26 protein-coding genes and 1 riboswitch are annotated in these 24,697 nt (G+C 32.2%); of the genes, 18 read left to right on the top strand and 8 right to left on the bottom strand.

Annotated elements, in window-relative coordinates; translation table 11 throughout:
- Positions 1-41 precede the first annotated feature (41 nt).
- From HKO22_RS05600 to HKO22_RS05560, 9 genes are all read left to right on the top strand, one after another.
- Positions 42-1,097, top strand: a complete 1,056-nt coding sequence (locus tag HKO22_RS05600) for an L-threonylcarbamoyladenylate synthase (protein WP_075660193.1) — start codon at positions 42-44, stop codon at positions 1,095-1,097.
- A gap of 8 nt (positions 1,098-1,105) precedes the next feature.
- Positions 1,106-1,537, top strand: a complete 432-nt coding sequence (rpiB, locus tag HKO22_RS05595) for a ribose 5-phosphate isomerase B (RefSeq protein ID WP_075660194.1) — start codon at positions 1,106-1,108, stop codon at positions 1,535-1,537.
- 1 nt (position 1,538) lies between these two features.
- Complete coding sequence (gene upp / locus HKO22_RS05590; RefSeq protein ID WP_075660195.1) at positions 1,539-2,165, top strand: uracil phosphoribosyltransferase; 627 nt, start codon at positions 1,539-1,541, stop codon at positions 2,163-2,165.
- A 9-nt stretch (positions 2,166-2,174) separates the two neighbouring features.
- Complete coding sequence (locus HKO22_RS05585) at positions 2,175-3,203, top strand: glycosyltransferase family 4 protein (RefSeq protein ID WP_169969150.1); 1,029 nt, start codon at positions 2,175-2,177, stop codon at positions 3,201-3,203.
- The gene (gene wecB / locus HKO22_RS05580) at positions 3,204-4,307 is read left to right on the top strand and encodes a non-hydrolyzing UDP-N-acetylglucosamine 2-epimerase (protein WP_075660197.1); all 1,104 of its coding nucleotides are present in this window, start codon (positions 3,204-3,206) and stop codon (positions 4,305-4,307) included.
- Positions 4,308-4,376: 69 nt separating this feature from the next.
- A complete protein-coding gene (locus tag HKO22_RS05575; RefSeq protein WP_075660198.1) occupies positions 4,377-4,790 on the top strand; it encodes a MaoC family dehydratase in 414 nt (137 codons plus the stop codon).
- 13 nt (positions 4,791-4,803) lie between these two features.
- Entirely contained in the window at positions 4,804-5,991 is a 1,188-nt protein-coding gene (locus HKO22_RS05570) for an acetyl-CoA C-acetyltransferase (protein WP_075660199.1), read from the top strand.
- Position 5,992: 1 nt separating this feature from the next.
- Positions 5,993-6,769: an enoyl-CoA hydratase-related protein gene (locus HKO22_RS05565; RefSeq protein WP_169969148.1), complete on the top strand. Its 777-nt coding sequence runs from the start codon at positions 5,993-5,995 to the stop codon at positions 6,767-6,769.
- Between the two features lie 10 nt (positions 6,770-6,779).
- Positions 6,780-7,616 (top strand): 3-hydroxybutyryl-CoA dehydrogenase, encoded by an 837-nt coding sequence (locus HKO22_RS05560; RefSeq protein ID WP_075660201.1) that lies wholly within the window; start codon positions 6,780-6,782, stop codon positions 7,614-7,616.
- A gap of 105 nt (positions 7,617-7,721) precedes the next feature.
- Here the strand turns inward: HKO22_RS05560 and HKO22_RS10710 are convergent, their stop codons facing one another.
- Both HKO22_RS10710 and HKO22_RS10705 read right to left on the bottom strand, forming a co-directional pair.
- Positions 7,722-8,228 carry an IS30 family transposase gene (locus HKO22_RS10710; RefSeq protein ID WP_328818937.1) on the bottom strand — a complete coding sequence of 169 codons (507 nt, stop codon included), beginning with the start codon at positions 8,226-8,228 and terminating at the stop codon, positions 7,722-7,724.
- Positions 8,229-8,605: 377 nt separating this feature from the next.
- The gene (locus HKO22_RS10705; protein WP_211660215.1) at positions 8,606-8,806 is read right to left on the bottom strand and encodes a helix-turn-helix domain-containing protein; all 201 of its coding nucleotides are present in this window, start codon (positions 8,804-8,806) and stop codon (positions 8,606-8,608) included.
- 274 nt (positions 8,807-9,080) lie between these two features.
- Here HKO22_RS10705 and HKO22_RS05550 point away from each other — a divergent pair, with 274 nt between their 5' ends.
- Positions 9,081-10,484 (top strand): radical SAM protein, encoded by a 1,404-nt coding sequence (locus HKO22_RS05550; RefSeq protein WP_328818923.1) that lies wholly within the window; start codon positions 9,081-9,083, stop codon positions 10,482-10,484.
- A 100-nt stretch (positions 10,485-10,584) separates the two neighbouring features.
- Here the strand turns inward: HKO22_RS05550 and HKO22_RS10830 are convergent, their stop codons facing one another.
- The 6 genes from HKO22_RS10830 to HKO22_RS05520 form a co-directional block, all read right to left on the bottom strand.
- Complete coding sequence (locus HKO22_RS10830; protein WP_169969146.1) at positions 10,585-11,283, bottom strand: HAD family hydrolase; 699 nt, start codon at positions 11,281-11,283, stop codon at positions 10,585-10,587.
- On the bottom strand, positions 11,276-11,743 hold the full coding sequence (gene ribH / locus HKO22_RS05540; RefSeq protein ID WP_169969144.1) for a 6,7-dimethyl-8-ribityllumazine synthase: 468 nt from the start codon (positions 11,741-11,743) through the stop codon (positions 11,276-11,278). The genes HKO22_RS10830 and ribH overlap by 8 nt, the downstream gene beginning before the upstream one ends.
- A gap of 32 nt (positions 11,744-11,775) precedes the next feature.
- Positions 11,776-12,981, bottom strand: a complete 1,206-nt coding sequence (locus tag HKO22_RS05535) for a bifunctional 3,4-dihydroxy-2-butanone-4-phosphate synthase/GTP cyclohydrolase II (RefSeq protein WP_169969142.1) — start codon at positions 12,979-12,981, stop codon at positions 11,776-11,778.
- 16 nt (positions 12,982-12,997) lie between these two features.
- Positions 12,998-13,642, bottom strand: a complete 645-nt coding sequence (gene ribE / locus HKO22_RS05530; protein WP_328818919.1) for a riboflavin synthase — start codon at positions 13,640-13,642, stop codon at positions 12,998-13,000.
- Positions 13,635-14,750: a bifunctional diaminohydroxyphosphoribosylaminopyrimidine deaminase/5-amino-6-(5-phosphoribosylamino)uracil reductase RibD gene (ribD, locus tag HKO22_RS05525; protein ID WP_169969140.1), complete on the bottom strand. Its 1,116-nt coding sequence runs from the start codon at positions 14,748-14,750 to the stop codon at positions 13,635-13,637. The genes ribE and ribD overlap by 8 nt, the downstream gene beginning before the upstream one ends.
- A 48-nt stretch (positions 14,751-14,798) precedes the next feature.
- Positions 14,799-14,910: riboswitch (FMN riboswitch) on the bottom strand.
- Between the two features lie 55 nt (positions 14,911-14,965).
- Entirely contained in the window at positions 14,966-15,502 is a 537-nt protein-coding gene (locus HKO22_RS05520; RefSeq protein ID WP_169969139.1) for a guanylate kinase, read from the bottom strand.
- A 112-nt stretch (positions 15,503-15,614) separates the two neighbouring features.
- Here HKO22_RS05520 and pyrB point away from each other — a divergent pair, with 112 nt between their 5' ends.
- The 8 genes from pyrB to HKO22_RS05480 all read left to right on the top strand — a co-directional run bounded on the left by pyrB (position 15,615) and on the right by HKO22_RS05480 (position 24,621).
- A complete protein-coding gene (pyrB, locus tag HKO22_RS05515) occupies positions 15,615-16,526 on the top strand; it encodes an aspartate carbamoyltransferase (protein WP_169969137.1) in 912 nt (303 codons plus the stop codon).
- Positions 16,523-16,954 (top strand): aspartate carbamoyltransferase regulatory subunit, encoded by a 432-nt coding sequence (locus HKO22_RS05510; RefSeq protein WP_169969135.1) that lies wholly within the window; start codon positions 16,523-16,525, stop codon positions 16,952-16,954. Before pyrB ends, HKO22_RS05510 begins: the two co-directional genes overlap by 4 nt.
- Before the next feature lies 1 nt (position 16,955).
- The gene (locus tag HKO22_RS05505) at positions 16,956-17,657 is read left to right on the top strand and encodes a dihydroorotate dehydrogenase electron transfer subunit (protein ID WP_169969133.1); all 702 of its coding nucleotides are present in this window, start codon (positions 16,956-16,958) and stop codon (positions 17,655-17,657) included.
- On the top strand, positions 17,647-18,552 hold the full coding sequence (locus tag HKO22_RS05500; protein ID WP_169969131.1) for a dihydroorotate dehydrogenase: 906 nt from the start codon (positions 17,647-17,649) through the stop codon (positions 18,550-18,552). The genes HKO22_RS05505 and HKO22_RS05500 overlap by 11 nt, the downstream gene beginning before the upstream one ends.
- 69 nt (positions 18,553-18,621) lie before the next feature.
- Positions 18,622-19,746: a hypothetical protein gene (locus HKO22_RS05495; protein ID WP_169969123.1), complete on the top strand. Its 1,125-nt coding sequence runs from the start codon at positions 18,622-18,624 to the stop codon at positions 19,744-19,746.
- An 889-nt stretch (positions 19,747-20,635) separates the two neighbouring features.
- Positions 20,636-22,006: a sodium/glutamate symporter gene (locus HKO22_RS05490; protein ID WP_075660218.1), complete on the top strand. Its 1,371-nt coding sequence runs from the start codon at positions 20,636-20,638 to the stop codon at positions 22,004-22,006.
- Between the two features lie 34 nt (positions 22,007-22,040).
- Positions 22,041-23,441 carry an amidohydrolase gene (locus HKO22_RS05485; RefSeq protein ID WP_169969121.1) on the top strand — a complete coding sequence of 467 codons (1,401 nt, stop codon included), beginning with the start codon at positions 22,041-22,043 and terminating at the stop codon, positions 23,439-23,441.
- A 1-nt stretch (position 23,442) separates the two neighbouring features.
- Positions 23,443-24,621, top strand: a complete 1,179-nt coding sequence (locus tag HKO22_RS05480) for a M20 metallopeptidase family protein (protein WP_169969119.1) — start codon at positions 23,443-23,445, stop codon at positions 24,619-24,621.
- The last annotated feature ends 76 nt before the right edge of the window (positions 24,622-24,697 follow it).

The raw sequence follows: 24,697 nt of genomic DNA, 5'->3' as shown, positions 1-24,697 counted from the left end.
ACTTCTCTTCTTGGTATAATGTAAAAGATAGAGGTGTTTTTTTGAAAACAGATATTATTAAATTTAAAGGAAATGCAAAAGATAAAATTTATTTAAAGAAAATTAGTGAAACTTTAAGTGATGGAGGTCTAGTTGTTTTCCCAACGGAAACAGTTTATGGACTTGGAGGAAATGGACTCAACAAGAGAGCTTGCAGAAAAATATACGAGGCAAAGGGTAGACCAAGTGACAATCCACTAATACTTCATATTGCAGAAAATTCACAACTTGAGGAATTAGTTTTAGAAATTCCCGATGTGGCAAAAAAGTGCATTGAAAAATTTTGGCCAGGACCTCTTACTATTATTTTTAAGAGATCTGAAATTATACCAGATGAAGCAACTGGTGGACTTGAAACTGTTGCAATAAGAGAGCCTAATAATAAAATTGCTCATGATATTTTAAAATCAGTAAATTTTCCAGTGGCAGCTCCTTCGGCAAATTTATCAGGTAGGCCATCCCCAACTAAAGTTGAACATGTTATAGAAGATTTGGAAGGTCGAGTAGATATAATAGTAGATGGTGGTCATTCTGTAGTTGGAATTGAATCCACTGTGCTTGATGTAACAGTTGATCCGCCAATGATTTTAAGACCAGGGAAAATTACTTTAGAAGATTTAAGAGAAATCGATAAAAACATTACAATAGATAATGCGACAATTGATTCGAAAAGTGGAGTAATCCCAAAATCTCCAGGACAAAAATATAGGCATTATGCACCAAGGGCAGAGGCAATTTGTTTTGGAGGAAGGCTAGATAAAGTTGTAAATGAGATCAAAAAAAATATTGGAGAAAATAAGGACAAAAAGATTGCAGTTCTTGCAACTGATGAAACTTATGACCAGTACAAAAATCTAGATATAAAACTTTTAATAAACCTTGGATCAAGAGAACATCTTGAAGAAGTGGCATCAAATTTATTTGACGCATTAAGAAGATGTGATGAAGAAAATGTAGACATAATTTTTGCAGAGGGTTTTGAACTTAGAGGGATTGGTCTTAGTATTATGAATAGATTATTGAAGGCTTGCAGTGGAAAAGTTGTCATGAGAATTTAGGAGAAAAAATGAAAATAGCAATAGGTTCTGATCATGCAGGATTTTATTTAAAAAAAGATGTAATAAAACACTTAGAAGAAAGAAATATTGAAGTTAAAGACATGGGACCTTTTGATGATAATCGTGTAGATTATCCAGATTATGGGCATGCAGTTGGACACGCCGTTATAGACAATGAAATGGACTTTGGAATAGTTATTTGTGGTTCAGGAATTGGAATTTCAATTTCTGCAAATAAAGTTAAGGGGATAAGAGCCGCACTTTGTTCTGAGCCCTATTCTGCTAAACTTGCAAGGCGACACAATGATGCAAATGTGCTTGCAATGGGAGCAAGGTTAATTGGTCACGACATGGCAATAGAAATAGTAGAAGCATTTTTAAATGAAAAATTTGAAGGTGGAAGACATATCAACAGAGTAAACAAAATTGAGGAGGAATAACATGGGATATACAATAATAAAGCACCCACTTATCGATCACAAGATGACAATAATTAGAAAAAAAGAAACTAGTTCCATGGAATTTAGACAAATTGTAAATGAAATTGCAACATTAATGGGTTATGAAGTAACGAGAGATTTAGAAACAGAAGATATTGAAATTGAAACTCCCATTGGAAAAGCTATTGGAAAAAGAATTTCCGGCAAAAAAATTGGAATAGTGCCTATATTAAGAGCAGGTCTTGGAATGGTGGAAGGACTTCTTACAATAATGCCAGCAGCAAGAGTTGGCCACATTGGAATGTACAGAGATCCCGAAACTTTAAAGCCAGTTACTTATTATTCAAAATTACCTAAAGATGTAGCATCTAGACAAATGATTATTGTCGATCCAATGCTTGCAACAGGCGGATCACTTATAGAAGCTATTGACGAATTAAAGAGAAATGGTGCAAAAAATATTAAATCAATAAATTTATTAGCTGCACCAGAAGGGCTAAAGGCAGTGCAAGAAGCTCATCCTGATGTAGAAATTTATATTGCTGCACTAGATGAGAAATTAAATGAAGATAAGTATATAGTACCTGGACTTGGAGATGCAGGAGATAGATTATTTGGAACAAAGTAAGAGGTAAATATGTATAATTATTTAGTTCCTTTTTTTGCAGCTTTTATTTTGACTTTTTTACAAATGCCCTTTGTTATAAAAATTGCAAAAAAAAATGGGTTTTTAGATGTGCCAAAGGATACAAGAAGAGTTCATAAAAAGCCAATTCCAGTAGGTGGTGGCATTGCAATGGTAATAAGTGTAACTATTTTAATGCTTGTTTTTTTACCTATAAATAAAACACTTATCTTTACTATAATTAGTTCTCTTGTGATCGCATTTTCTGGATTATATGACGACAAATATGACCTTAGTCCAAAATTAAAATTTGGTTATCAAATTATTGCAGCCATAATTCTTGTGGCAGGTGGCATGAAAATTGAATTTTTAACAAACCCCTTTGATTATGAGGATGCATTACTCATTTTAAATATGCTTTCCATACCAGTTACAATTTTTTGGGTGTGTGGAATAACAAATACAATAAACTTGATAGATGGATTAGATGGACTTGCATCGGGAGTATCAATGATATGTGCCATTTCCATGTTTTTTATAACATATCAAATGGGTAGATTTGATGTTAGTTTAGTATGTGTCCTTGTTGCAGGTGCTTGTCTTGGGTTTTTGCCTTATAATTTTAATCCTGCAAAAATATTTATGGGAGATACGGGAGCATTGTATCTTGGATTTATGCTTTCATATATAAGCATTTCCGGATTTTTAAAACAAGCAGCAATACTTATGATTTTTGTGCCAGTATTAATTTTAGGTGTGCCAGTATTTGACACAGCTTTTGCAATGGTAAGGCGTAAACTTTCTGGTAAGTCAATGGTTCAAGCTGACAAGGGACATCTCCATCACAGACTTTTAAAAATGGGCTTAAACCAAAGACAAACCGTTGTGATTTTATATTCAATATCGGCGATATTTGGGATACTTGCAAATGTAATTTCAAAGTTTCATTCATCAATTGCACTTATTATTTCAATAGCAGTTATTTTAATAATACTCCTAACGGGAATAGCTGCTGGAATGCTAAAAAATAAGGAGGAATAAATGAAGGTATTATTTGTATTTGGTACAAGACCTGAGGGCATTAAGATGGCTCCAATTATAAAAGAGATTGAAAAAAGACACGATCTTGAGAGCTACACTTGTGTAACAGGTCAGCACAGAGAAATGCTGGATCAAGTGCTAGAAATTTTTGATATAAAACCAGATTACGATTTAAATATTTTTAAAAAAGGTCAATCCTTAACAGATGTAACAACAAAAACACTTTTGGGACTTGAGGATATTTTAGAAGAATTAAAACCAGACATACTTATGGTGCAAGGGGATACCACTACAGTATTCGCCGCAGCACTTGCAGCTTTTTACAAGAAAATAAAAATAGGACATGTGGAAGCTGGACTAAGATCAGGAAATTTGTACTCACCTTATCCTGAAGAGGCAAACAGAAAACTCACAGGTGTACTTGCAAATTATCATTTTGCACCAACAGAGTCTAATAGAGAAAATCTTTTAAAAGAGGGTTATGATGACAAAAATATTTTCATTACTGGAAACACTGTAATTGATGCACTGAAGTATTCTGTTAAAGAAGATTTTGTATTTGACGATGAAATTTTGAATAATTTAGATTATAATAAAGAAGTAGTATTACTTACTGCACATAGGAGAGAAAATTGGGGAGAACCAATGGAAAATATTTTTTCAGCAATTAGGAGAGTAATCCTTGAAAGAGAAAATGTTGAAATTGTATTTCCAATTCACTTAAATCCAATTGTTAGAAGTACTGCAAAAAAATATTTTTCTGATTTAGACAGAGTTCATCTTATTGAACCACTTTCCTATATGCCTTTTTCAAATTTAATGGCAAGGGTAAAATTTGTAGTTACAGATTCTGGTGGCGTGCAAGAAGAAGCTCCAGCTCTTGGCAAACCTGTTTTAGTTCTTAGAAATGAGACTGAAAGGATGGAAGGAGTAGAAGCAAAGACAGCTAAACTTGTGGGTACAAATTCACAAGATGTCTATGATAGTATAATTAATTTATTAGATGATAAAAATTTGTACGAAAAAATGTCAAAGGCTATAAATCCTTATGGAGATGGTCATGCTGCAAAAAAAATCGTTAATATTTTAGAAGGGATGGATTAATTTTAAAATATTAATTATTTTGTAAAATTATGGGTATAGTTTTACAAAAGGCTTGAGGAGGTAGATCACATGGGAAAAACTATTAAAGAAATTAAAATTGGCGATACAGCTGAATTTACAAAAACAATTTCTGAGTCAGATGTATATCTTTATGCTGGTATTACTGGCGATTTGAATCCTGCCCATATAAACGAAGTTGAAGCTGGAAAGGGCAATTTTAAAACTAGAATTGCACATGGAATGCTAACAGCAGGACTTGTTTCTGCAGTTCTTGGCATGAAACTTCCTGGTCCAGGCACTATTTACATGGGTCAAGAAATGAAATTTACTAAACCTGTTTATTTCGGGGATACAATTACAGCTAAAGTTGAAGTGATTGAGATAATTAAAGAAAAAATATTGAAGCTCAAGACAACTTGCACAAATCAAAAGGGAGAAATTGTTTTAGACGGTGTGGCTACTGTATTGCCACCACGCGATTAATGAGGAGGAAAAAATGGAAGATAGAATTGTTATAGCATCAGCTGCAAGAACGGCTGTAGGAAGTTTTGGAGGTCAATTTAAGACGGTTTCAGCAGTGGAACTTGGAGTAGTGGCAGCAAAAGAAGCACTTAAAAGAGCAAATGTAAAATCTGACATGGTTGATGAAGCTTATATTGGCAATGTTCTTCAAGCAGCTCAAGGACAAAATGTTGCAAGACAAGTTGTTCTAGGAGCAGGAATTGACATTAAGACTCCAGCAGTTACTATTAATGCAGTATGTGGATCTGGTCTTCGTGCAGTAAGTTTAGCAGCTCAAGTTATTAAAGCTGGAGATGCTGAAATTATACTTGCAGGGGGAACAGAATCAATGTCAATGGCACCATACGCTCTTACTAATGAAAGATGGGGAGCAAGAATGGGAGACAAAAAAGTTGTTGACACAATGATTAAAGACGGTCTTTGGGATGCTTTCAACGATTATCACATGGGTATTACAGCTGAAAATGTGGCTGAAAAATATGGTATTACTAGAGAAATGCAAGACGAACTAGCTACAAGATCTCAAAACAATGCAGAAAGAGCAAGAAAAGAAGGAAGATTTAAAGACGAAATCGTTCCTGTAGAAGTTAAAGATAGAAAAGGCAATGTAACAGTTGTTGACACAGATGAACATATTAGAGAAGGAGTAACAGTAGAATCTATAGCAAAATTAAAACCATCTTTCAAAAAAGATGGCGGTACAGTTACAGCAGGTAACGCATCTGGAATCAACGATGGAGCAGCAATGCTTGTAATAATGAAAGAATCAAAGGCAAAGGAACTTGGAGTAGAACCTCTTGCATATATTATTTCTTATGCAACAGCAGGTGTTGATCCTAAGATCATGGGTACGGGACCTATTCCATCATCAACTAAAGCCCTTGAAATTGCAGGACTTAAAGTTGATGACCTTGACTTAATAGAAGCTAATGAAGCTTTTGCAGCTCAAGCTTGTGCAGTTAACCAAGTTATGAAATTTGATATTAATAAAGTAAACGTAAATGGTGGAGCTATTGCAATTGGACACCCTATTGGAGCAAGTGGAGCTAGAATTTTAACAACACTTTTGTTCGAAATGCAAAAGAGAGATGCTAAAAAAGGTTTAGCAACACTTTGTATAGGTGGAGGAATGGGAACTGCTCTTATCGTTGGAAGGGACTAATATGGATTATAAATATTTAATTGTAGAAAAAAAGCCTCATGGAATTCTTCTCTTAACACTTAATAGAGAAAAAAGTCTTAATGCTTTAAATTCTGAAATGTTAAAAGAACTCCATAAATTCTTTGCACGTGTAGAAGACGATGTGAGATGTATCATTGTAACAGGTGCAGGAAAAGCATTTGTAGCTGGTGCTGATATTGGCGAAATGGCAAACTTTTCTGCCAGTGAAGCCTATGACTTTGCAAAACTTGGCATGGACACTTTTATGGAAATAGAAAGATGTAGAGTTCCAGTAATAGCAGCTGTAAATGGGTTTGCACTAGGTGGTGGATGTGAAATTTCCATCGCTTGTGATATTAGACTTGCGTCTACAAAGGCAAAATTTGGTCAACCAGAAGTAGGCCTTGGAATCACACCAGGATTTGGTGGAACACAAAGACTTTCTAGGACAATTGGACCTGGGTATGCAAAGGAATTGATCTACACAGCAGAAACTATTGATGCTAAAAAAGCTTTAGAAATTGGTCTAGTAAATAGCGTGTATGAACCAGATGAATTAATTGACAAAGCTATTGAAATGGCAGAAAAAATTGCTAGGAATGCACCAAAGGCAGTAGAATATTCTAAACAATCAATTGTAAATGGATCTCAAACAGATATTGACACAGCAATGCAAATCGAAAAAACTCACTTTGGATTATGTTTTGCAACAAATGACCAAAAAGAAGGAATGAAGGCATTTTTAAATAAGGGAAAAACTGAATTTAAAGGAAAATAAGGTGAATAAAATGAAAATAGCAGTAGTAGGATCAGGTACTATGGGAGCAGGAATTGCTCAAGTGCTTGCACCATATCATAAAGTAATTGTTAGAGATATTGCACCAGAAGCTCTTGAAAAAGCTATGGAAAAAATAAAAAAAGGTTACGAAAAAAATGTTTCTAAAGAAAGAATGACTAAAGAAGAAATGGAAACTGCTCTTTCTAATCTAACTACATCATCTGACATTAAAGATGTAGCAGATTGCGATCTTATAATAGAAGCAGCAACTGAAAATCCTAAGATTAAAAAAGCGATTTTCACAGAACTTTGTGAAATTTGTGAAGAAAAAACAGTTCTTGCATCAAACACTTCATCTCTTTCAATAACTGATATTGGTGCAGCTACTAAAAGACCTGAAAAAGTTATTGGTATGCACTTCTTTAATCCAGTTCCAGCAATGAAGCTAGTAGAAGTTATTTCAGGAAAGAAAACTGATCCAAAAGTTAAAGATATGATTATTGAACTTTCAAAAGAAATTGGAAAAACTCCAGTAGAAGTTGATGAAGCTCCAGGATTTGTTGTAAATAGAATTTTAATTCCTATGATTAACGAAGCAATTGGAATTTACGCTGAAGGAATTGCATCAGTAGAAGATATAGACACAGCAATGAAACTTGGTGCAAATCACCCAATGGGACCTTTAGCTCTTGGAGATTTAGTAGGACTTGATGTAGTACTTGCAATAATGGAAGTTCTTAATACTGAATTTGCAGATCCTAAATACAGACCACATCCACTTCTTAGAAAAATGGTTAGAGCAGGACTTCTTGGAAGAAAAACAGGCGAAGGATTTTACAAATATTAATTTAAAGAGATTAAGGGAAGGCAATAGCCTTCTCTTTTTTATAAGGTGACGAGATGAATTTTATAAAAATAAAAAATATTTTAATTTCATTTTTAATTTTGTTTCTTAAATTGCAATATCAAATTGAACTAGTTGCCCTAAGTTGTCCATAAGTCCTAAATTATTTAGTTCCTCCACAAAAACCTCTAAAGGGGTTTTGTAATTTAAGATTTTCCTCGGTAAATTATTCATCCAATTCATTATTTTTATATAGTGGTCTTCACAATAGTCTAATAGTGATTTCCCCTTTGGCAGGAACCCTCTTATTAGACTATTGTGTTTTTCATTACTTCCTCTTTCTTGTGGGTTATTAGGATGGCAATAATAAACATCACCAACATATTTTCTTTCTAGTTCTGTTAAACTAGCAAATTCTAATCCATTATCACTTGTTATACTTCTAAATATCGATGTGGAATCCTCTAATTTGCCAAGTAAGTTTTCTAAACTAGCATTAACTAATTTAGATTTTTTGGATTCTATTTTTAGTATGATTTCCATTCTAGTTTTTCTTTCTGTTATAGTGATTAAAGAGGGTTCTTCTTTATTCTTCTTTTGAACTACTGTGTCTATTTCTCAATTTTCGAATGTTGTTTTACTTTCTATTTCTTTTGGCCTTTCTTCTGTGCTTTTACCTAATTGCATTCTATTTCTTTTGACTCTTTTATTAGAAGTTTTTCTTCTTACCTTTAATGGCAGGTCGATTGACTTTATTTTTAATAATCCAAGATCTACATAGTTATATAAAGTTTTTGTACAAAGAGTTTTATTGGGAAAAAGATTATGCCTAATAGCGTATCCGCAGCAAGCGTCCAATGACCATTTTTCATTTATAAATTTATCTATTACATATTCTAAAAAATCAGCGCACTCTAAAGCTTTATATGACTTTTTTTTAGTTTTTTCTATTTTTTTCGTATACGGTTTTTCCTGTATCAGGATAATATTATTTACACCATTTTTTCATTTTTAATTTGAGAAACAGTTCCTCTTTCTAATTCATTTCTAATAGTATTTGCAGCACGTCCGAGTTCTTTTGCTATTCTGTATGGAGAATAACCTTTGTTGTATAAAAGTTCAATTTGTCCTCTTTCAAAATCGTTTAAGTGTTTATTTTTTCTTGAATTTGTTGTAGTATTATTATATTTCATAGTTATCACCTTTTGGTTTTGTTTTGTGGTAAATCAATTATACCAAAGGTGATAGGCTATGGATTTTTTTAGTTCAATTTCATTATACAATTAACCTAATTTTTATATTTTAAATAAATACTATAAATATCTTTTAATTTTATTAATTTTGTAGTAAAATATAGATAACAAAATGAACAATGTTCAAAAAGTAAAATTAAAGTTTTAATACATATAATATTAAACACCAATTCAATATAAAATATTTTGATATTTATAATTATGGAGGTATTAAGTGACTACTGCAATTAAGGAAAGAAAAAGTGAAAAATTATTCTCAATGGCTGTAAATCTTGCCTATAAGAGATTAAAAAAAGATCCACAAAGAGGAATGGTGGAGATAGTAAATGTTTTTGACAAATATTTAATGCCTGAATCAAGTGAAACAAATAGTGGCAAAAATGGGTTGGAAAGAGTAAGAAATGAACTTAATGATCCAAATTCAAAATGGGTTTCTTTTGGGACAGATATTGTAAATGGAATCGACGAAAATATTGTAAAGACCTCTGTGAGAACTATTGGATATAACGCTGCTTACAAGGGAAATGCTCTTCGAAATAAATTACAGAAAGAATATAATTGTAATATTCCTTGGATAATTTTATTTGACCCAACTTCTGCGTGTAATTTAAAATGCACAGGTTGCTGGGCTGCTGAATATGGACATAAAAATAATTTAACTTATGATGAAATGGCAAGTATTGTAAGACAAGGAAATGAACTTGGCACATACTTTTTTATTTTAACTGGAGGAGAACCTCTTGTTAGAAAAGATGACATCATTAAACTTGCTAAAGAATTTAATGAAAGTGCTTTTCATATTTTTACAAATGGCACTTTAATCGATGAAGAATTTTGTGAAGAAGTAAAGAAAGCGGGAAATATTTCTTTTGCACTTAGTATTGAGGGTACTGAAGAATCTACTGACCTTAGAAGGGGCAATGGAGTATTTCAAAAAGTTATGAAGGCAATGGACTTAATGAAGGAACACAAGCTTTTATACGGGGCTTCAATTTGTTACACAAGTCAAAATTATAAATATGTTACAGATGATGACTTTATAAAAATGCTCGTGGATCATGGATGTAGACTTGCTTGGTACTTTCACTACATGCCAGTTGGAAAGGATGCTGATTTAAGTTTATTACTTACCCCAGAAGAAAGGGAGTATGTTTATCATAAGGTTAGAGAAATTAGGTCAAGTGAATATCCACAAAATATTTTTACAATTGATTTTCAAAATGATGGTGAATTTATAAATGGTTGCATTGCTGGAGGCAAAAATTATTTTCACATAAATTCTCTTGGCGACATGGAACCTTGCGTGTTCATTCACTATTCTGATTCAAATATAAGAGAAAAGACTATCAAGGAATGTCTAATGAGTCCACTTTTTATGGGATTTCACAATAATCAACCTTTTAATAAAAATTTGTTGAAGCCATGTCCAATGTTGGAAAATCCTGGTAGACTTACTAAGATTGTAAGGGATTCTGGTGCTAAAAACACAGATATGATTGCACCTGAAAGTGCTGAGGAATTGCAAGTCAAGACTACACCTTATGCAAAAGCATGGAATAAAAAGGCAAATGAACTTTGGGAAGTAAGTAAAGAACAAAGAGAAAAAAGAAGCTTGTAATTAAAAAGGAGGACGCAAAGTCCTCTTTTTTAGTGAAATTTTAAGCTTTTAATAAATTATTGGTTTAAATTTTTATTATTTAATTTTGATGACTATTTTTTTACAAGATATTTAAAATCTCGCTAATGGAATTTATTTTGTAGTCTGCGTTTTTTCCTTCTTCTTGACTGCCAAAGCCATAGCTGCAAAAAATGCTCTTAATATTATTTTTCCTGGCAGCTTCCATGTCGTGATGTCTATCGCCGACAAATATTATTTTTTCTTTTATATAATGCCTTTCTTTTTTTAAAATTTCATCCTTTGGTATGAAGCCAAAAGTTTCTGCGGCAAAACATTTATTGAAATATTTTTTTATTCCATAAACTTTTAACGCTAAGTCAAGATAAGATTCACGACAGTTGGACAAAATGTATAGGTCATAATTTTTAGAAAGCTTGTCAAGAATTTTTATAGAATCATCATAAAGTTCTCCAATGCCATTTTTCATATTTTCATCCATTTTTCTGCCAACGTGTTGCATTACTTTTTCTTTTAAATTTTTGTCTGAACCCTTTGCGATGAGATCGTAGGCAAAATTTGGTTTTTCTCCTAAAAATTTTGACACATTTTTTTCGGTTAAGTTAAAATCTTTTGCAAAGCCATATTCTCTTAAAATTTTAACACCAGATGTAAAGGCAGGATAATAAATTTTTATTGTATTGTGAAGGGTGCCGTCAAAGTCAAAAATTATGCTTTTAATATTTTTTAACTCTTCTTTTTCATTAAAATTAAAATCTTTTTGCTTGCTTAAATTATCCACGGATTTCACCTAGCAAGTTTGCCATTTCAATTGCAGCTGTTGCTGCATCAAAGCCCTTGTTGCCAGATTTTGAGCCAGCTCTTTCAATTGCTTGTTCGATATTTTCTGTTGTGATTACTCCAAAAATAATTGGTACACCAGTTTCAAGTGAGGATGATGCGACTCCCTTTGCAACTTCTGTTGAGACAAGTTCGTAGTGAGTTGTAGCACCTCTTATAACTGCTCCTAGAGCAATTATTGCATCGTATTTTTTTGTAAGAGCGAGAGATTTTGCTGCAAGTGGAATTTCAAAACTTCCTGGAACCCAAATTATTTCTATTTCTTCGTCTTTTACGCCATGTCTTTTTAGTCCATCGATGCATCCATCTAATAATTTTGAAACTATAAATTCGTTAAATCTTGCCAAAACTATTGCGTATTTTTTCCCATCGGATTTTAAATTTGCACTGTAAATTTTCATATTTCCTCCAAATTATTATCTTAAATAAGATATTATTTACTAAATTCAGATAAGATGTGATTCATCTTTTCAGCTTTTGTTCTCAAATAAAATTCATCATGCTCAGTTGAATGAATTTCAATTGGAACTCTTTCTTTTATGATCATTCCAAATTCTTGTAGTGAATAAACTTTGTCGGGGTTATTTGTCAAAAGTCTAAGTTCTTTAACGCCAAGATCTTGTAAAATTTGTGCACCAGTGGAATAATCTCTTGCATCTTCAGGAAAACCAAGTGCCAAGTTTGCCTCAACTGTATCCATACCTTTATCTTGTAGGGCATAGGCTCTAATTTTGTTCACAAGTCCAATACCTCGACCCTCTTGACGCATATAGAGAAGAATTCCCCTTCCTTCTTCATCAATTTTTTTCATTGCAAGGTGAAGTTGATTTCCACAGTCACATCTTGATGAGCCAAAGCAATCTCCAGTTAGGCATTCTGAGTGAACTCTTGTAAGGACATCCATGCCATTGCCAATTTCGCCTTTAACTAGAGCGATGTGGTGTTCACCAGTAACTTTATCGATGTAAGCATGTGCTCTAAAGTCGCCAAATTTTGTTGGAAGTTTTGCTTCGGCAACTTTTTCTACGATTTTTTCATGTCTTTTTCTATAAAGTAAAAGTTCTTCTGTAGTTGTAATTTTCATGTTCAATTTCTCGGCGAGTTTAAATAAATCTTCACCTCGCATCATATGACCATCATCTTGCATAATTTCGCAACATAGTCCAACTTCTTTTAATCCAGCAATCTTTAAAAGGTCAACAGTTGCCTCAGTGTGTCCTCGTCTTACAAAAATACCATCTTTTTTTGCAACTAGAGGAAACATATGACCAGGTCTTCTAAAATCTTCTGGTTTTGCATCATCTTCTGTTAGTTTATAAGCAGTAAGGGCTCTTTCCCAAGCTGATATTCCAGTAGTTGTGTCCCTATGATCCACAGAAACTGTAAAGGCAGTTTCATGATTGTCAGTGTTGTCGGCAACCATTTGATTTAATTTAAATTTTTCGGCGTAGGCCTTTGACATAGGCATACAAATTAGTCCCTTTGCAAGAGATGCCATTGTGTTTAGACTATCTCCAGTAGCAAATTCTGCAGCTTGAATCATGTCGCCCTCATTTTCTCTATCGGGTTCATCTGTTACGATAATTATTTCGCCTTTTTTTAAAGATTCGACAACTTCTTCGATTGTGTTAACTTTCATTTTTTCTCCTCTTAAATTAAAATCCATTTTCTATTAAAAAATTTTTGGTTATTTTGTTTTCGCTTTTTGTATTTATAAAATTGTAGACGTAGCGACCAATTATATCGGTTTCTATATTTATTTTTTCGCCAATTTTTCTGTCTATAAGATTTGTGCATTTTATTGTCGTTGGAATAATTGAAACTTCAAAATAATTTTCACCAACCTTGGAAACTGTTAGGCTAATGCCATCAAGGGCAATGGAACCCTTTTGGACAATGTATTTAAAATTATCTGAAATAAATTTTATTCTATAGACAATTTCATTACCTCTTTTTAAAATATTTATGATTTCTCCAACTCCATCCACATGACCTTGTACTATGTGACCGTCAAGTCTTTTTGATGGACTAAGTGCACGCTCTAGGTTTAAACTTTTACCACTTTTTAAGTCTTTAAAAGTTGTGGAATTTATTGTCTCTACCATGACTTCCGCTTTGTAAAAATCACTTCCAAGTTCTGTTACAGTTAGACAGATGCCATTTGTTGCAATGGAGTCACCTATTTTTGTGCCTTCCAAAACTTTTTTACAAGATACTTTTAGTGTAAATAGGTCATTTTCCTTTTTTACATCCTTAAGTTTTCCAATTTCTTCGATTATTCCCGTGAAAATTTTAATCACACCTTCCAGTAATAAGTATGTCATCAAATAATTTTTCGCATTTCATGTCCCTTATCTTTATCGCATCCTTTAAATTTTCAATTTCTAAATCGCCAATTGCAGGGATGCCCTTTGAACCGAGTAAAATTGGAGCCATGAAAATGTAAAATTTATCCACTAAATTATTTTTTAGCATTTCTGCTGCTAAAGTCCTTCCACCTTCAAGAAGGATGGAGGAGATGTTAAATTTCTTTAACCTTTCCATTAAGTCAATTAAATCAACTTTATTATTTTTTTCTCTGCAAATTAAGACTTCAACATTTTTCATTTTCTTTAGTTTTTCAAATTTTTCTCTATTGAAATTTTTTGTAGTTGCAATTATTGCAATAGAATCTAAATCACTTGACAGCACCTTTGCATCTAGGGGGATTCTAAGTTTTGAATCAGTAATAATTCTTATTGGATTTACCCTGTATTTTCCGTGGCGAACATTTAGTGTTGGATCGTCTACAAGAACTGTTTCAATGCCAACCATTATGGCGTCAAGTTTTCCACGAAGTTCGTGGGAATAGGACCTAGAAAATTCTGATGTAATCCATTTTGATTCACCTTTTTCAGTTGCAATTTTTCCATCGAGGGACATTCCAGATTTAAAAACAACAAAGGGCCTTTTCTTTTTTATATAAGTAAAAAACCTCTCATTTAAACTTAGACATTCTTCAAGACATACGCCTTCTGTTATGGAAATTCCAGCATCTTCCAAAATTTTTATTCCCTTGCCAGAAACTTTTTCAAAGGGGTCTGTGGTTCCAATTACAACTCGCTTGATGCCTTCTTTCACAATTCTCATTGCGCAGGGTGGAGTCTTTCCAAAGTGAGAGCAAGGTTCTAAATTTACATATAGAGTTGCACCTTTTATGTCTTCACCACGATTTTTTGCATCTTCTATTGCATTTATTTCTGCATGGTTTTCGCCAAACTTTAAATGTGCACCTTCTCCAATTATTTTTTCATCTTTTACAATTACACAGCCGACTAGGGGATTAGTTTTTGTATGACCAATGCCCAACTTTGCAAGCTCTATTGCACGTTGCATATAAAAGCTGTCGTTAAAATTTTCTATATACATATTATCTCCTACAAAAAAAGAGCCCACGCAGGGCTCAAAAATTTTAAAATTAATCTTCTTTCATCCAGACTATACTGTCGGTATTGGAATTGCACCAATTCAGCTTTCGCTCGCGGACTTTACCGCCGGTGAGGAATTTCGCCTCGCCCTGAAGAGTTTTATTAACTTATGAATTTATAATATCACTATGAATGCATTTGTCAAGGAAAAGAAAATCACTTTAATACACTATGTTTTTTAATAATTTTTAAAACATCACTTAAAACTATATCCATATCTTTGTCGCTGTCGATTATATAATCCGCATACTCATCTAAATTTTCTAAAACAGAGAGCCTTTTTTCTATAACACTTTCATCTTCACATCTCTTAATCATTCTTTTTTTCAAAATTTCCTTGGAACATTTTAAATAAATTGCAATAACATTTTTAAATTCTTTTTTTATAGCAATGATTCCCTCTTTGTCTACAACAATTACACAATCACTTAAATCATTATTATTTTTTTCTAGGTCTTCTTTTAATGTAGAATAAAAATTTCCAGCATAGCAAGTTGAACCGATAAATAAATTTTTTTCTTCCATTTTTTTAAATTGAGATTTATCAATGAAATTGTAATCTACTCCATTAATTTCCCCTGGTCGAGGAGCTCTCGTGGTATAAGTTATTATTTTATTTAAGCCCTTTTTTGTAAGTTCCTCTCTAAGAGTGCTCTTGCCAGAGCCTGAATGTCCAAATATTAAATAAATCATAGCTTCTCCTTTAAATTTTATTATTACAAGTATAACATATATGTCAAGACACTTTACAAATTATAATTTTTGAAGTAATATAAAAAGGATAAAATATTAGATGGAGGTCAAGATGAAACATTTAATAGAGCCACTAGATTTTACAACTGAAGAATACGAAGAAATTTTTAGTCTGGTTGATGACATTATCGCAAATCCTATTCACTATTCCCATTTTTGCGAAAATAAGTTATTAGCCAGTCTTTTTTTTGAGCCATCGACTAGAACTAGACTTTCCTTCGAGACTGCAATGTTAAGACTTGGAGGAGGAGTAATTGGATTTTCTGACGCAGGAGTTAGCTCATCAACAAAGGGCGAAACTCTCCTTGATACAATAAGAGTAATAGAAAATTACGCCGATATATGTGCTATGAGACATCCCAAAGAAGGTGCTTCCCTTTTGGCATCAAAGGTAGTTACAAAAATGCCAATAATAAATGCCGGAGATGGAGGTCACTTTCATCCAACACAGACATTAGCAGACTTAATAACAATCAGACATTATAAAAAAACCTTTGACAATTTAACTGTGGGACTTTGTGGAGACTTAAAATTTGGAAGGACAATTCACTCACTTGTAAGAGCCTTAAATCGCTACGAAAATGTTAAATTTGTATTTATTTCTCCAGAAGAATTAAAGATGCCAGAGCCTTTTAAAAATTTTATAGAAAAAGAAAATTATTATGAAACTAGAGAACTTACAAGTGCAATTTCTAATTTAGATATTCTTTATATGTCAAGGGTGCAAAAAGAAAGGTTCGTTTCATCAGATGAATATGAAAGATTAAAGGATTACTATGTACTTACAGAAGAAAAATTAAAATCAGCAAAAGATGACATGATAATTCTTCATCCACTTCCAAGAGTAAATGAAATTGCACCTGAAGTGGACAAGGATCCTAGAGCAGTTTACTTTGAGCAGACAAAATTTGGAATGTATGGAAGAATGGCACTTATTATAAAACTTTTGGAGGATGCAAAATGATAAATGTTTCAAAAATAAAAAAGGGCATTGTCCTAGATCACATTGAAGCAGGACGTGCTCACGTACTTTACAAAGCTTTGGAGCTAGAAAAAGTTACTGATGCAGTTGTTCTGATGCAAAATATCTTTTCAACTTCCATGGGCAAAAAAGATTTAATAAAAATAGAAACAGATTACAATTTAGACTTCACAGTATTGGGACTCATTGCACCTCACACTACTGTGAACTTCATAGAAGATGGCGAAAGAGTAAAAAAATTTCGCATGGAAATGCCTAAAGTTGTGGAAGGTGTTTTGAAATGCAAAAACCCAAGATGTATTTCAAATAGCGAAAGAGAATTGGCAGGACATAAATTTTATCTATACAATAGAGATAAAAAGGAATACAAGTGCGAATATTGTGATACAGTAACCATTTATGGAGAGTAAAATGGCAAAGATTTTAGAAAATAGAAGTATATGCAAAGATTATTTTATACTTAGAACAGATTTAGATATTAAAGTTTATCCAGGACAATTTTTTATGATAAGAGCTTGGGATAATTACCCAACACTTTCCAGACCAATTTCTATCTACGATTTTACAGATGGAGTAGATTTTTTAATAGAAAAGAAGGGAATTGGCACAGAAATTCTTGAAAAACTAAAAGTTGGAGACGATATAAAACTCTACGGCCCCTTTGGGAACATTTTTTACACAAATGTCGATGAAGTTGCCTTAGTTGGAGGTGGCGTTGGAGTTGCTCCTTTTCATTATTTAATTAAAGAAATTCAAAAATTAAAACCAAAGTCAAAAATCACATTATATATTGGAGAGAGAGAAGAACTTGAACTTGAAAAGTGCTTTGAAGATGTAAATTGCGACATAAAAGTGAAAAAGGGAAGCTTTATAACTGATATTATTAATTTCGAAAGCCATAAATTAATTTACGCTTGTGGACCAGAAATTATGATGAAAAAAGTTGTAGAGCTTGCAAAAGCTCGCCACATTAAGGCTTATGTTTCTCTTGAAAAAAGAATGGGATGTGGCGTTGGTGCATGTCTTTCTTGTAGCTGTGACACAAAAGAGGGAAGAAAGAGAGCATGTAAAGAAGGGCCTATTTTTGAGGGGAGTGATTTAATTGACTTCTAGAATGGAAATAAATTTAGCAGGTATAAAATTAAAAAATCCAATAATCATGGCAAGTGGAACCTATGGATACGGCGAAGAATTCAAAAATTTTTATGAACCAAAAATTCTCGGAGCAATTTCATCAAAGGGCATTACTAGGCATCCAAAAAGGGGAAATGAAGGCATAAGAATTTGGGAGACACCTTCAGGAATATTAAATTCCATTGGACTTGAAAATCCTGGAGTTGAAGAATTTGTAAAAGAAAAAATTCATTCAATGCAAAAACTTGGGACAGAAATTTTTGTAAATCTAGGTGGAAATACCATTGAAGAATATATTGAATCTACAAAGATCTTAAATAACTATGAATTTGCAGCAATTGAACTTAATATTTCTTGTCCAAATGTAAAAGAAGGCGGAATGGCTTTTGGAATGGATAAAGATTCAGCAGCAAAAGTTGTAAGAGAAGTCATGAAAGTAACAAATAAAAAAGTTTTTGTAAAACTGTCTCCAAATGCAGGCGATATTGTGGGAATTGCAAAGTCTGTGGAAGCGGAAGGTGCAACGGGACTTTCACTTATAAATACAATTCTTGGCATGGCAATCGACTTTGATAGAGAAGAAATTGTATTTAAAAACACTTATGCAGGGCTTTCGGGTGCAGCAGTAAAACCAATTGCACTGAGAATGGTTCACCAAATAGCAAGAGCAGTAGATATTCCAATAATTGGCATGGGTGGAATCACAAATTATAAAGACGTACTTGAATTTTTAATGGCGGGAGCAACAGCAGTTGAAATTGGAACTTATAATTTTATGAATCCAAATGCAGGTGCAGAAATAATAAGTGATCTTGAAAAATATTTAGAAGAGAAAAATAAAAATATAAGGGACTACATTAAAAAATTAGTTTAAAAGGGACTTTCTAGAGTTTAGAAAGTCTTTTTTTGGGTAACTATTTAATATATTAAAGGAGGTGCTAATATGTTTGATTTGTATAAAGATATATATGATGCTCAGATTAATTTATTAAAATCTTTTAATCAGGGAAAGGAAAAAAATGATAAGGAAAAATTAAGCCTTGAAGATTACTTTAGAGAAATGGCAAGAATAAATGAAAAAATGGTAGATAATATTTATGATATCCCTAAAAAATACATGGATGAAGTAACAAAGTTTAATCCTTTTAAAGATAATTTTAGTGAAAGCATGAAGGGACTTTTTGAAGTCAATCCATATTTCGAAAACTTTATGAATTTTCAAAAATTTTTTGCCGACAATTTAAAGGATCCAAAAAAAGTTTATATCGATTTTATGAATAACTTTAAAAATTATTTTCCAATGTTAAGTGCAAATGGAAAATTTATGGAAGATTATAGTAGCGCTGCCAAAGAACTATTTAATAGTTACAATAAGTATCAAGAAAATTATATGAATATTTTTATGCCAGAGTCTATGAGGGAAAGAGCAAAGGAAATTATGAACTTTAACCAAAAGGTTTTTGGCAACTTTAACTTTATGATTCCTAAATTTGGAAACATGCCTTTTATGATAGAAGGCTTCTTTGGTAAAATTGATTATTTCAAAAACATGGAAAAATTTTCTAATCAAATGTTGAAAAATTTGGAAGAGTATGAAAAATTATTTGGCGACAATAATTATTTTGCAAGCACTTCAGGCGTTATAAAATTTCAAAAAGCTTTCATAGAAAAATCTATGAAGTATTTCGAAGTTTATATTAATTATTACAAGGATATTTATACTGAAATCGCAAAAATTTCTGAATTTACTTTTGAAAAATATAGAAGTGATCTAGAAGAATTGGCACTAAAGAAAGATCCACAAGAAGTTTATGACTTTTTTGAAGAAAAAACTAAGGAACAATACAAAAAATTATTTGATGTAGACAAATTTAAAGAAATTTATAAAAAAGCAGAGGAAGACACAAAAGAACTTCGAGAAGAACTATTTAAAATAAATATGGATTATATGAATTTTGTAGAACCATCAAGCAAAGAAGATGTAAAGGATTTAAAAGAACAAATAACAAAAATGTCCAATAAAATTGACAGTTTAAATAAAGAAATAGAAAGACTAAAGAGCGAATAAAGCTTAAAAAACCAACAATAATTATTAAAAATAGATATTTAGTGATCTCGACTTGTGTCGAGATTTTTATTATAGCACAATCACGGAAAAACAAAAAAGTACAACTTAAATAAATTAACAATCTATTTTACTAAAATATTGTTTTAATTTTAGTGAAACTCCGATATAATATTGTCATCTAGTAAAGATTTTTTGGAAAATTTTTATAAGAAATAAATATTAAAAAGGAGATGATTTTATAGATTTATTAGGTATTTTAAATTAAATTATTTTATCTATCGATAGGTGTTTTGCTATTATTTTTTGTAGGTGTATCTTTTTATAAGAGAAAAATAATAGAACTAAGGAGCTAAATATTTTACAAAATAGGCCAATTTACTAATGAGATCTTGTGTTATTTTTTTAATTAATTATTTGCTGCTATAATTTATTTTATTACAATACTGTATAGATAATTATAGTATATAGCTCTAGACTTTAAGTAACAAGCTAGTTTCATTATAAATTTAAAGCCAGCTAACGTATAGTTAAGGGGCTTAATTTATTAGAGTATGAAGGCTTTTGAAATTATAATATTAAGCGTTATTGGAGCAATAATATTTGTCATTAATATTGCAATTATAGCTTGAATTTTTTAAGGTATTTGCACTAAAAAGAATACATACAAACATGCTAAAAGCAAGAAAAAGGGCAAACTTTTTTGACAATTATTGTAAGTATGCTAATAAATGTTATTTGTTTAAAATTAGCTTTAAGTTAAATATAATATTGTTAAATACTTTATCTCGAGCTTTGCACTTGTAGAAATAATGGCAGCAGTTAAACGATGGAAAATTCAAGGGAGCTAGACTTAAATATTTATTAAAAATTAAAAGGAGGAAAATTTATTATGACAGGTGCTATGTTTACAACACTATTTCAAAGCATATGCTTTCTATCACTATTTTTATTAATAGGATTCTTTTTGAGAGCAAAGGTTAAAGCTTTTCAAGAAACATTTATACCAGCAAGTGTAATTGGTGGTTTTATACTTTTATTACTTGGACCTATAGGTTTTGGAATACTCCCAATACCAGAAGAATGGATTAAGATTTGGTCACTTATTCCGGGCATTTTAATTGTGCCAGTTGTTACAGCGACACCACTTGGTTTAGATCTTGGTGGAAAGAATGCGGCGAAGAAATTTAAGCCGGCAATACCATTATTTTTTATAATGTTTGCTACTTATTATCTTCAAAATGCAATTGGATTCGGGACTAATAAATTATTTAGATCAATGGGTCAAGATTTATACGACACATTTGGTTGGGAACTTTGCATAGGTTATACTGGTGGTCACGGAACTGCGGGTATTCTTGGCAATATGCTTAACGAACTAAATATTCCTTATTGGGAAACTGCTCAAGGAGTTGCAGTAACTATGGCAACTTTTGGTCTTGTTGGTGGGATCTTAATAGGTATGGTTTTAATTAACTGGGCAGCTAGAAAGGGAGAAACTGCAATATTAAAAGAGCCTGGAGATATTCCAAAGGATGTTAAAATAGGTTATGAAAGAGATGTAACAAAACAAGGTTCTATTGGTAGAGAAACGACAAAATCTGCATCTATGGATACAGTAACTTTTCACGCTGCAGTAATTTTTTTAGGTTGTCTAATTGCTTATGGAATATTAGCTGTATCTAAAAAATATAATATTCCTGGGCTTAAATCTATTTCAGTTTGGGCATATGGAATTTTAGTAATGTTTATTATTTGGGCAATTATTAAAAAATTAAATCTGGACTTTTTAATCGATAGCAATGTCAAGGGTAAAATTACAGGATCTCTTACTGAATTTGCAGTTATTGGAGCTGTAGCTTCACTTCCACTTAAGACGGTTTTCACATATTTTGTTCCAATAATGGTAATGGTAATCTTAGGATATATTGGAACTGTAGGCATCCTCATGATATTATGTAAGAGATATTTAAAAGTTGATTGGTTTGAGCATATGATAGCAACTCTTGGAATGAGTACTGGTGTATTTTTAACAGGATTATTGCTATTAAAGATTTGTGACCCTGATTCTGAAAGTACTGCACTTGGAAATTATTCAATTTCCTTCTCAATAATTTCAGCTGTTACATTTGCTTTAATGCCATTAGTATTAAATATAATATTAACTAAAGGACCAGGAACTGCATTTATATTAACTTCTGGTCTAACAGTTGTTGGAATAATAGCAACAATGATTTCATCAAAATTACTTTTAAAGGATTGATGAATTGGACTAGTAAAATTTTAAGGAGAATGATATGGATAAATATAACGACGAGCTTATTAAACTCGCTAAAAACATTTGGGAATTTGCGGAAATTAAGTGGAAAGAATATAGATCTGTTGAAGCTCAAAAAGAAATTTTAAAAAAACATGGATTTAAAATAAAAGAAAATTTGGCTGATTTGCCAACTGCTTTTAGTGCAGAATTTGGCGATGAAGGCGGAATAAGCATTGGACTTTTGGGAGAATTTGACGCATTATCTGGTCTTTCTCAAGTTGAAGACTTGGCTGAGAGAAAAGAAAAAGTAAAGGGAGAATGTGGTCACGGCTGTGGTCATCATCTTTTGGGAACGGCATCTATTGGTGCTTCCTTAAAAATTAAAGATTATATAGAAGAAAACAATTTTAAGGCAAAAGTAATTTACTTTGGTTGTCCAGCTGAAGAAGGTGGAAGTGGAAAAGCATTTATGGCAAAGGCTGGTTGTTTCGATGCTCTTGACATTGCAATTACATGGCATCCTTTCACTGGGAATGCAATATTTACTGGTTCGCTACAAGCTAACAAACAAGTGTATGTTAGATTTAGAGGTAAGGGAGCTCATGCGGCAGCATCACCTCATCTTGGAAGATCTGCCCTTGATGGACTTGAACTTGTAAATATTGGAGTTCAATTTTTAAGAGAACATATGCAAAGTTTTGAGAGAATTCACTATTCAATAGTTGATCCAGGTTCTGCGTCCCCAAATGTAGTTCAACCCTATGCAGAAGGATTATACCTAATCAGGTCAAAAAATACCGAACATGTAAATAGACTTTACGAAAGATTTGAAAAAATTGTTGAAGGTGCAGGTCTTATGACTGAAACTGAACCAGAAATAATTTTTGACAAAGCTTGTTCCAATGTAATTCCAAATCCTGTAATCGAAGAAGAACTTTATAAAGCTTTTTTGGAAGAAGGACCAGTTGAATTTACAGAAGAAGAAATAAATTATGCAAGAAAGTTTAGAGAAACTTATCCTCAAGAGAATATTGAAAGCGAAAATACAATTGGCTTTGCTGAGGACAAAAATGCTGAATTAAATTATCTAAAAGAAAATATATTATATGACAAAATTTTAGATTACAAACATTCCAACGAAATAGTAATGGGTTCTTCAGATGTTGGAGATTGCTCTAATGTAGTGCCAACAGCACAAGTAATTACAGCTTGCTTTGCTATTGGAACGGCTGCTCATTCATGGCAAGAAGTAGCTCAAGGAAAATCTTCTATAGCAATGAAAGGAATGCTAAAGGCTGCTGATGTAATGGCAAGGGCAGCTATTAGCTTCATTGAAAATCCTGAACTTGTTAAAAAAGCAAAAGAAGAATTTATAAAGGTGCGTGGAGAAAAATTTATTTCACCAATACTTGATGGATCTAAACCAAGGATGGATTAAGATGAAAAATATTTTAAAAAAGTCAGAAGAAAATCAAAAACTTTTAGTGGATATTCGGAGAGAACTTCATATGAATGCTGAAACCTCACAAAATGAAGTAGAAACTTCAAAGATAATTATGAAATATCTTGACAAGTTTAATATTCCCTATATTAGTGAGGTAGGGGGACATGGCATTATCGCAGAAATTACTGGTTCTGAACCTGGTAAAGTTGTTGCATTAAGAGCCGATATGGATGCTCTTGAAATGGAAGAAGAAAGAGATATAAGCTTTAAATCCAAAAATAAAAATGTAATGCATTCTTGTGGTCATGATTCACATATGACTTTTCTTCTAGGTGCTGCAAAATTGTTAAATGAAAATAAAGATAAAATAAAGGGAAAGGTGAAACTTGTATTTCAACCGGCAGAAGAGTTATCGCCAATTGGTGGTGCACCAAAAATTTTAGAATCAGGTTTATTAAATGATGTCGACGCTATTTTTGGATCTCACGTTTGGCCAGATCTGCCCTTTGGGAAAATTGCAATAAAAGAAGGAGCCATGATGGCAAATTCTGATCACTTTACAATAAAATTTATTGGAGCATCATCTCACGCAGCAAAACCTCACGAAGGTGTCGATGCTATAGTAATGGGTTCCCAATTTATAAATGCTATGCAGACTTTAATTTCAAGAAATACTGATCCAATGAATTCCGTAGTTTTAACTGTTGGAAGATTTATTGCAGGAACTAGATATAATGTAATGGCTGAAGAAGCTTTGATAGATGGTACTTGTAGAACTTTTTCAAAGGAAGATAGAACGAGAATTTTTAAAGATATGGGAAATCTTGCTAGAGCAATTGCTGAAGTTAATCATGGAAATTGTGAATACAATTATGGGTTTGGATATCCAGCTGTTATGAATGAAAAAAATTCTGTGAAATTAGTGAAGAAAAGTGTAGTTGATTTATTTGGAGAAGATTCGCTTTTAGAAATTGATAAACCAGCAATGACAGCAGAAGATTTTGCTTTTTATCTTCAAAAAATTAAAGGAGCTTTCTATTGGGTAGGAATTGGAAAAGAAGGAGAAAAGAATTATCCTCTTCATAGCAAAAAATTCTATCTAAATGAAGATATATTATATAGAGGCGCTGCTCTTATGTGTGTAATTGCATTAAACTTCTTGAATGAGAATTAATATTTTATTCTTTCAAAAAGCTTTAGGTCTCCTTGGAGACCTTTTTATTAATGTAATTTATAAAGGCACTTATATT

The sequence above is a fragment of the Peptoniphilus faecalis genome, assembly GCF_012976305.1.
Taxonomy (GTDB): Bacteria; Bacillota; Clostridia; order Tissierellales; family Peptoniphilaceae; genus Peptoniphilus_A; species Peptoniphilus_A faecalis.
This window is presented reverse-complemented; position numbering and strand designations above follow the sequence as displayed.

Coding starts and splice junctions, on each gene's coding strand:
- HKO22_RS05485 (WP_169969121.1), top strand. CDS start 22,041: ATGGATAAATATAACGACGAGCTTATTAAACTCGCTAAAAACATTTGG.
- HKO22_RS05535 (WP_169969142.1), bottom strand. CDS start 12,981: ATGAAAGTTAACACAATCGAAGAAGTTGTCGAATCTTTAAAAAAAGGC.
- HKO22_RS05585 (WP_169969150.1), top strand. CDS start 2,175: ATGTATAATTATTTAGTTCCTTTTTTTGCAGCTTTTATTTTGACTTTT.
- HKO22_RS05490 (WP_075660218.1), top strand. CDS start 20,636: ATGACAGGTGCTATGTTTACAACACTATTTCAAAGCATATGCTTTCTA.
- pyrB (WP_169969137.1), top strand. CDS start 15,615: ATGAAACATTTAATAGAGCCACTAGATTTTACAACTGAAGAATACGAA.
- ribH (WP_169969144.1), bottom strand. CDS start 11,743: ATGAAAATTTACAGTGCAAATTTAAAATCCGATGGGAAAAAATACGCA.
- HKO22_RS05480 (WP_169969119.1), top strand. CDS start 23,443: ATGAAAAATATTTTAAAAAAGTCAGAAGAAAATCAAAAACTTTTAGTG.
- HKO22_RS05505 (WP_169969133.1), top strand. CDS start 16,956: ATGGCAAAGATTTTAGAAAATAGAAGTATATGCAAAGATTATTTTATA.
- HKO22_RS05575 (WP_075660198.1), top strand. CDS start 4,377: ATGGGAAAAACTATTAAAGAAATTAAAATTGGCGATACAGCTGAATTT.
- HKO22_RS10705 (WP_211660215.1), bottom strand. CDS start 8,806: ATGAAATATAATAATACTACAACAAATTCAAGAAAAAATAAACACTTA.
- HKO22_RS05495 (WP_169969123.1), top strand. CDS start 18,622: ATGTTTGATTTGTATAAAGATATATATGATGCTCAGATTAATTTATTA.
- HKO22_RS05565 (WP_169969148.1), top strand. CDS start 5,993: ATGGATTATAAATATTTAATTGTAGAAAAAAAGCCTCATGGAATTCTT.
- ribD (WP_169969140.1), bottom strand. CDS start 14,750: ATGTATATAGAAAATTTTAACGACAGCTTTTATATGCAACGTGCAATA.
- HKO22_RS05560 (WP_075660201.1), top strand. CDS start 6,780: ATGAAAATAGCAGTAGTAGGATCAGGTACTATGGGAGCAGGAATTGCT.
- HKO22_RS05510 (WP_169969135.1), top strand. CDS start 16,523: ATGATAAATGTTTCAAAAATAAAAAAGGGCATTGTCCTAGATCACATT.
- wecB (WP_075660197.1), top strand. CDS start 3,204: ATGAAGGTATTATTTGTATTTGGTACAAGACCTGAGGGCATTAAGATG.
- rpiB (WP_075660194.1), top strand. CDS start 1,106: ATGAAAATAGCAATAGGTTCTGATCATGCAGGATTTTATTTAAAAAAA.
- upp (WP_075660195.1), top strand. CDS start 1,539: ATGGGATATACAATAATAAAGCACCCACTTATCGATCACAAGATGACA.
- HKO22_RS05520 (WP_169969139.1), bottom strand. CDS start 15,502: ATGATTTATTTAATATTTGGACATTCAGGCTCTGGCAAGAGCACTCTT.
- HKO22_RS05570 (WP_075660199.1), top strand. CDS start 4,804: ATGGAAGATAGAATTGTTATAGCATCAGCTGCAAGAACGGCTGTAGGA.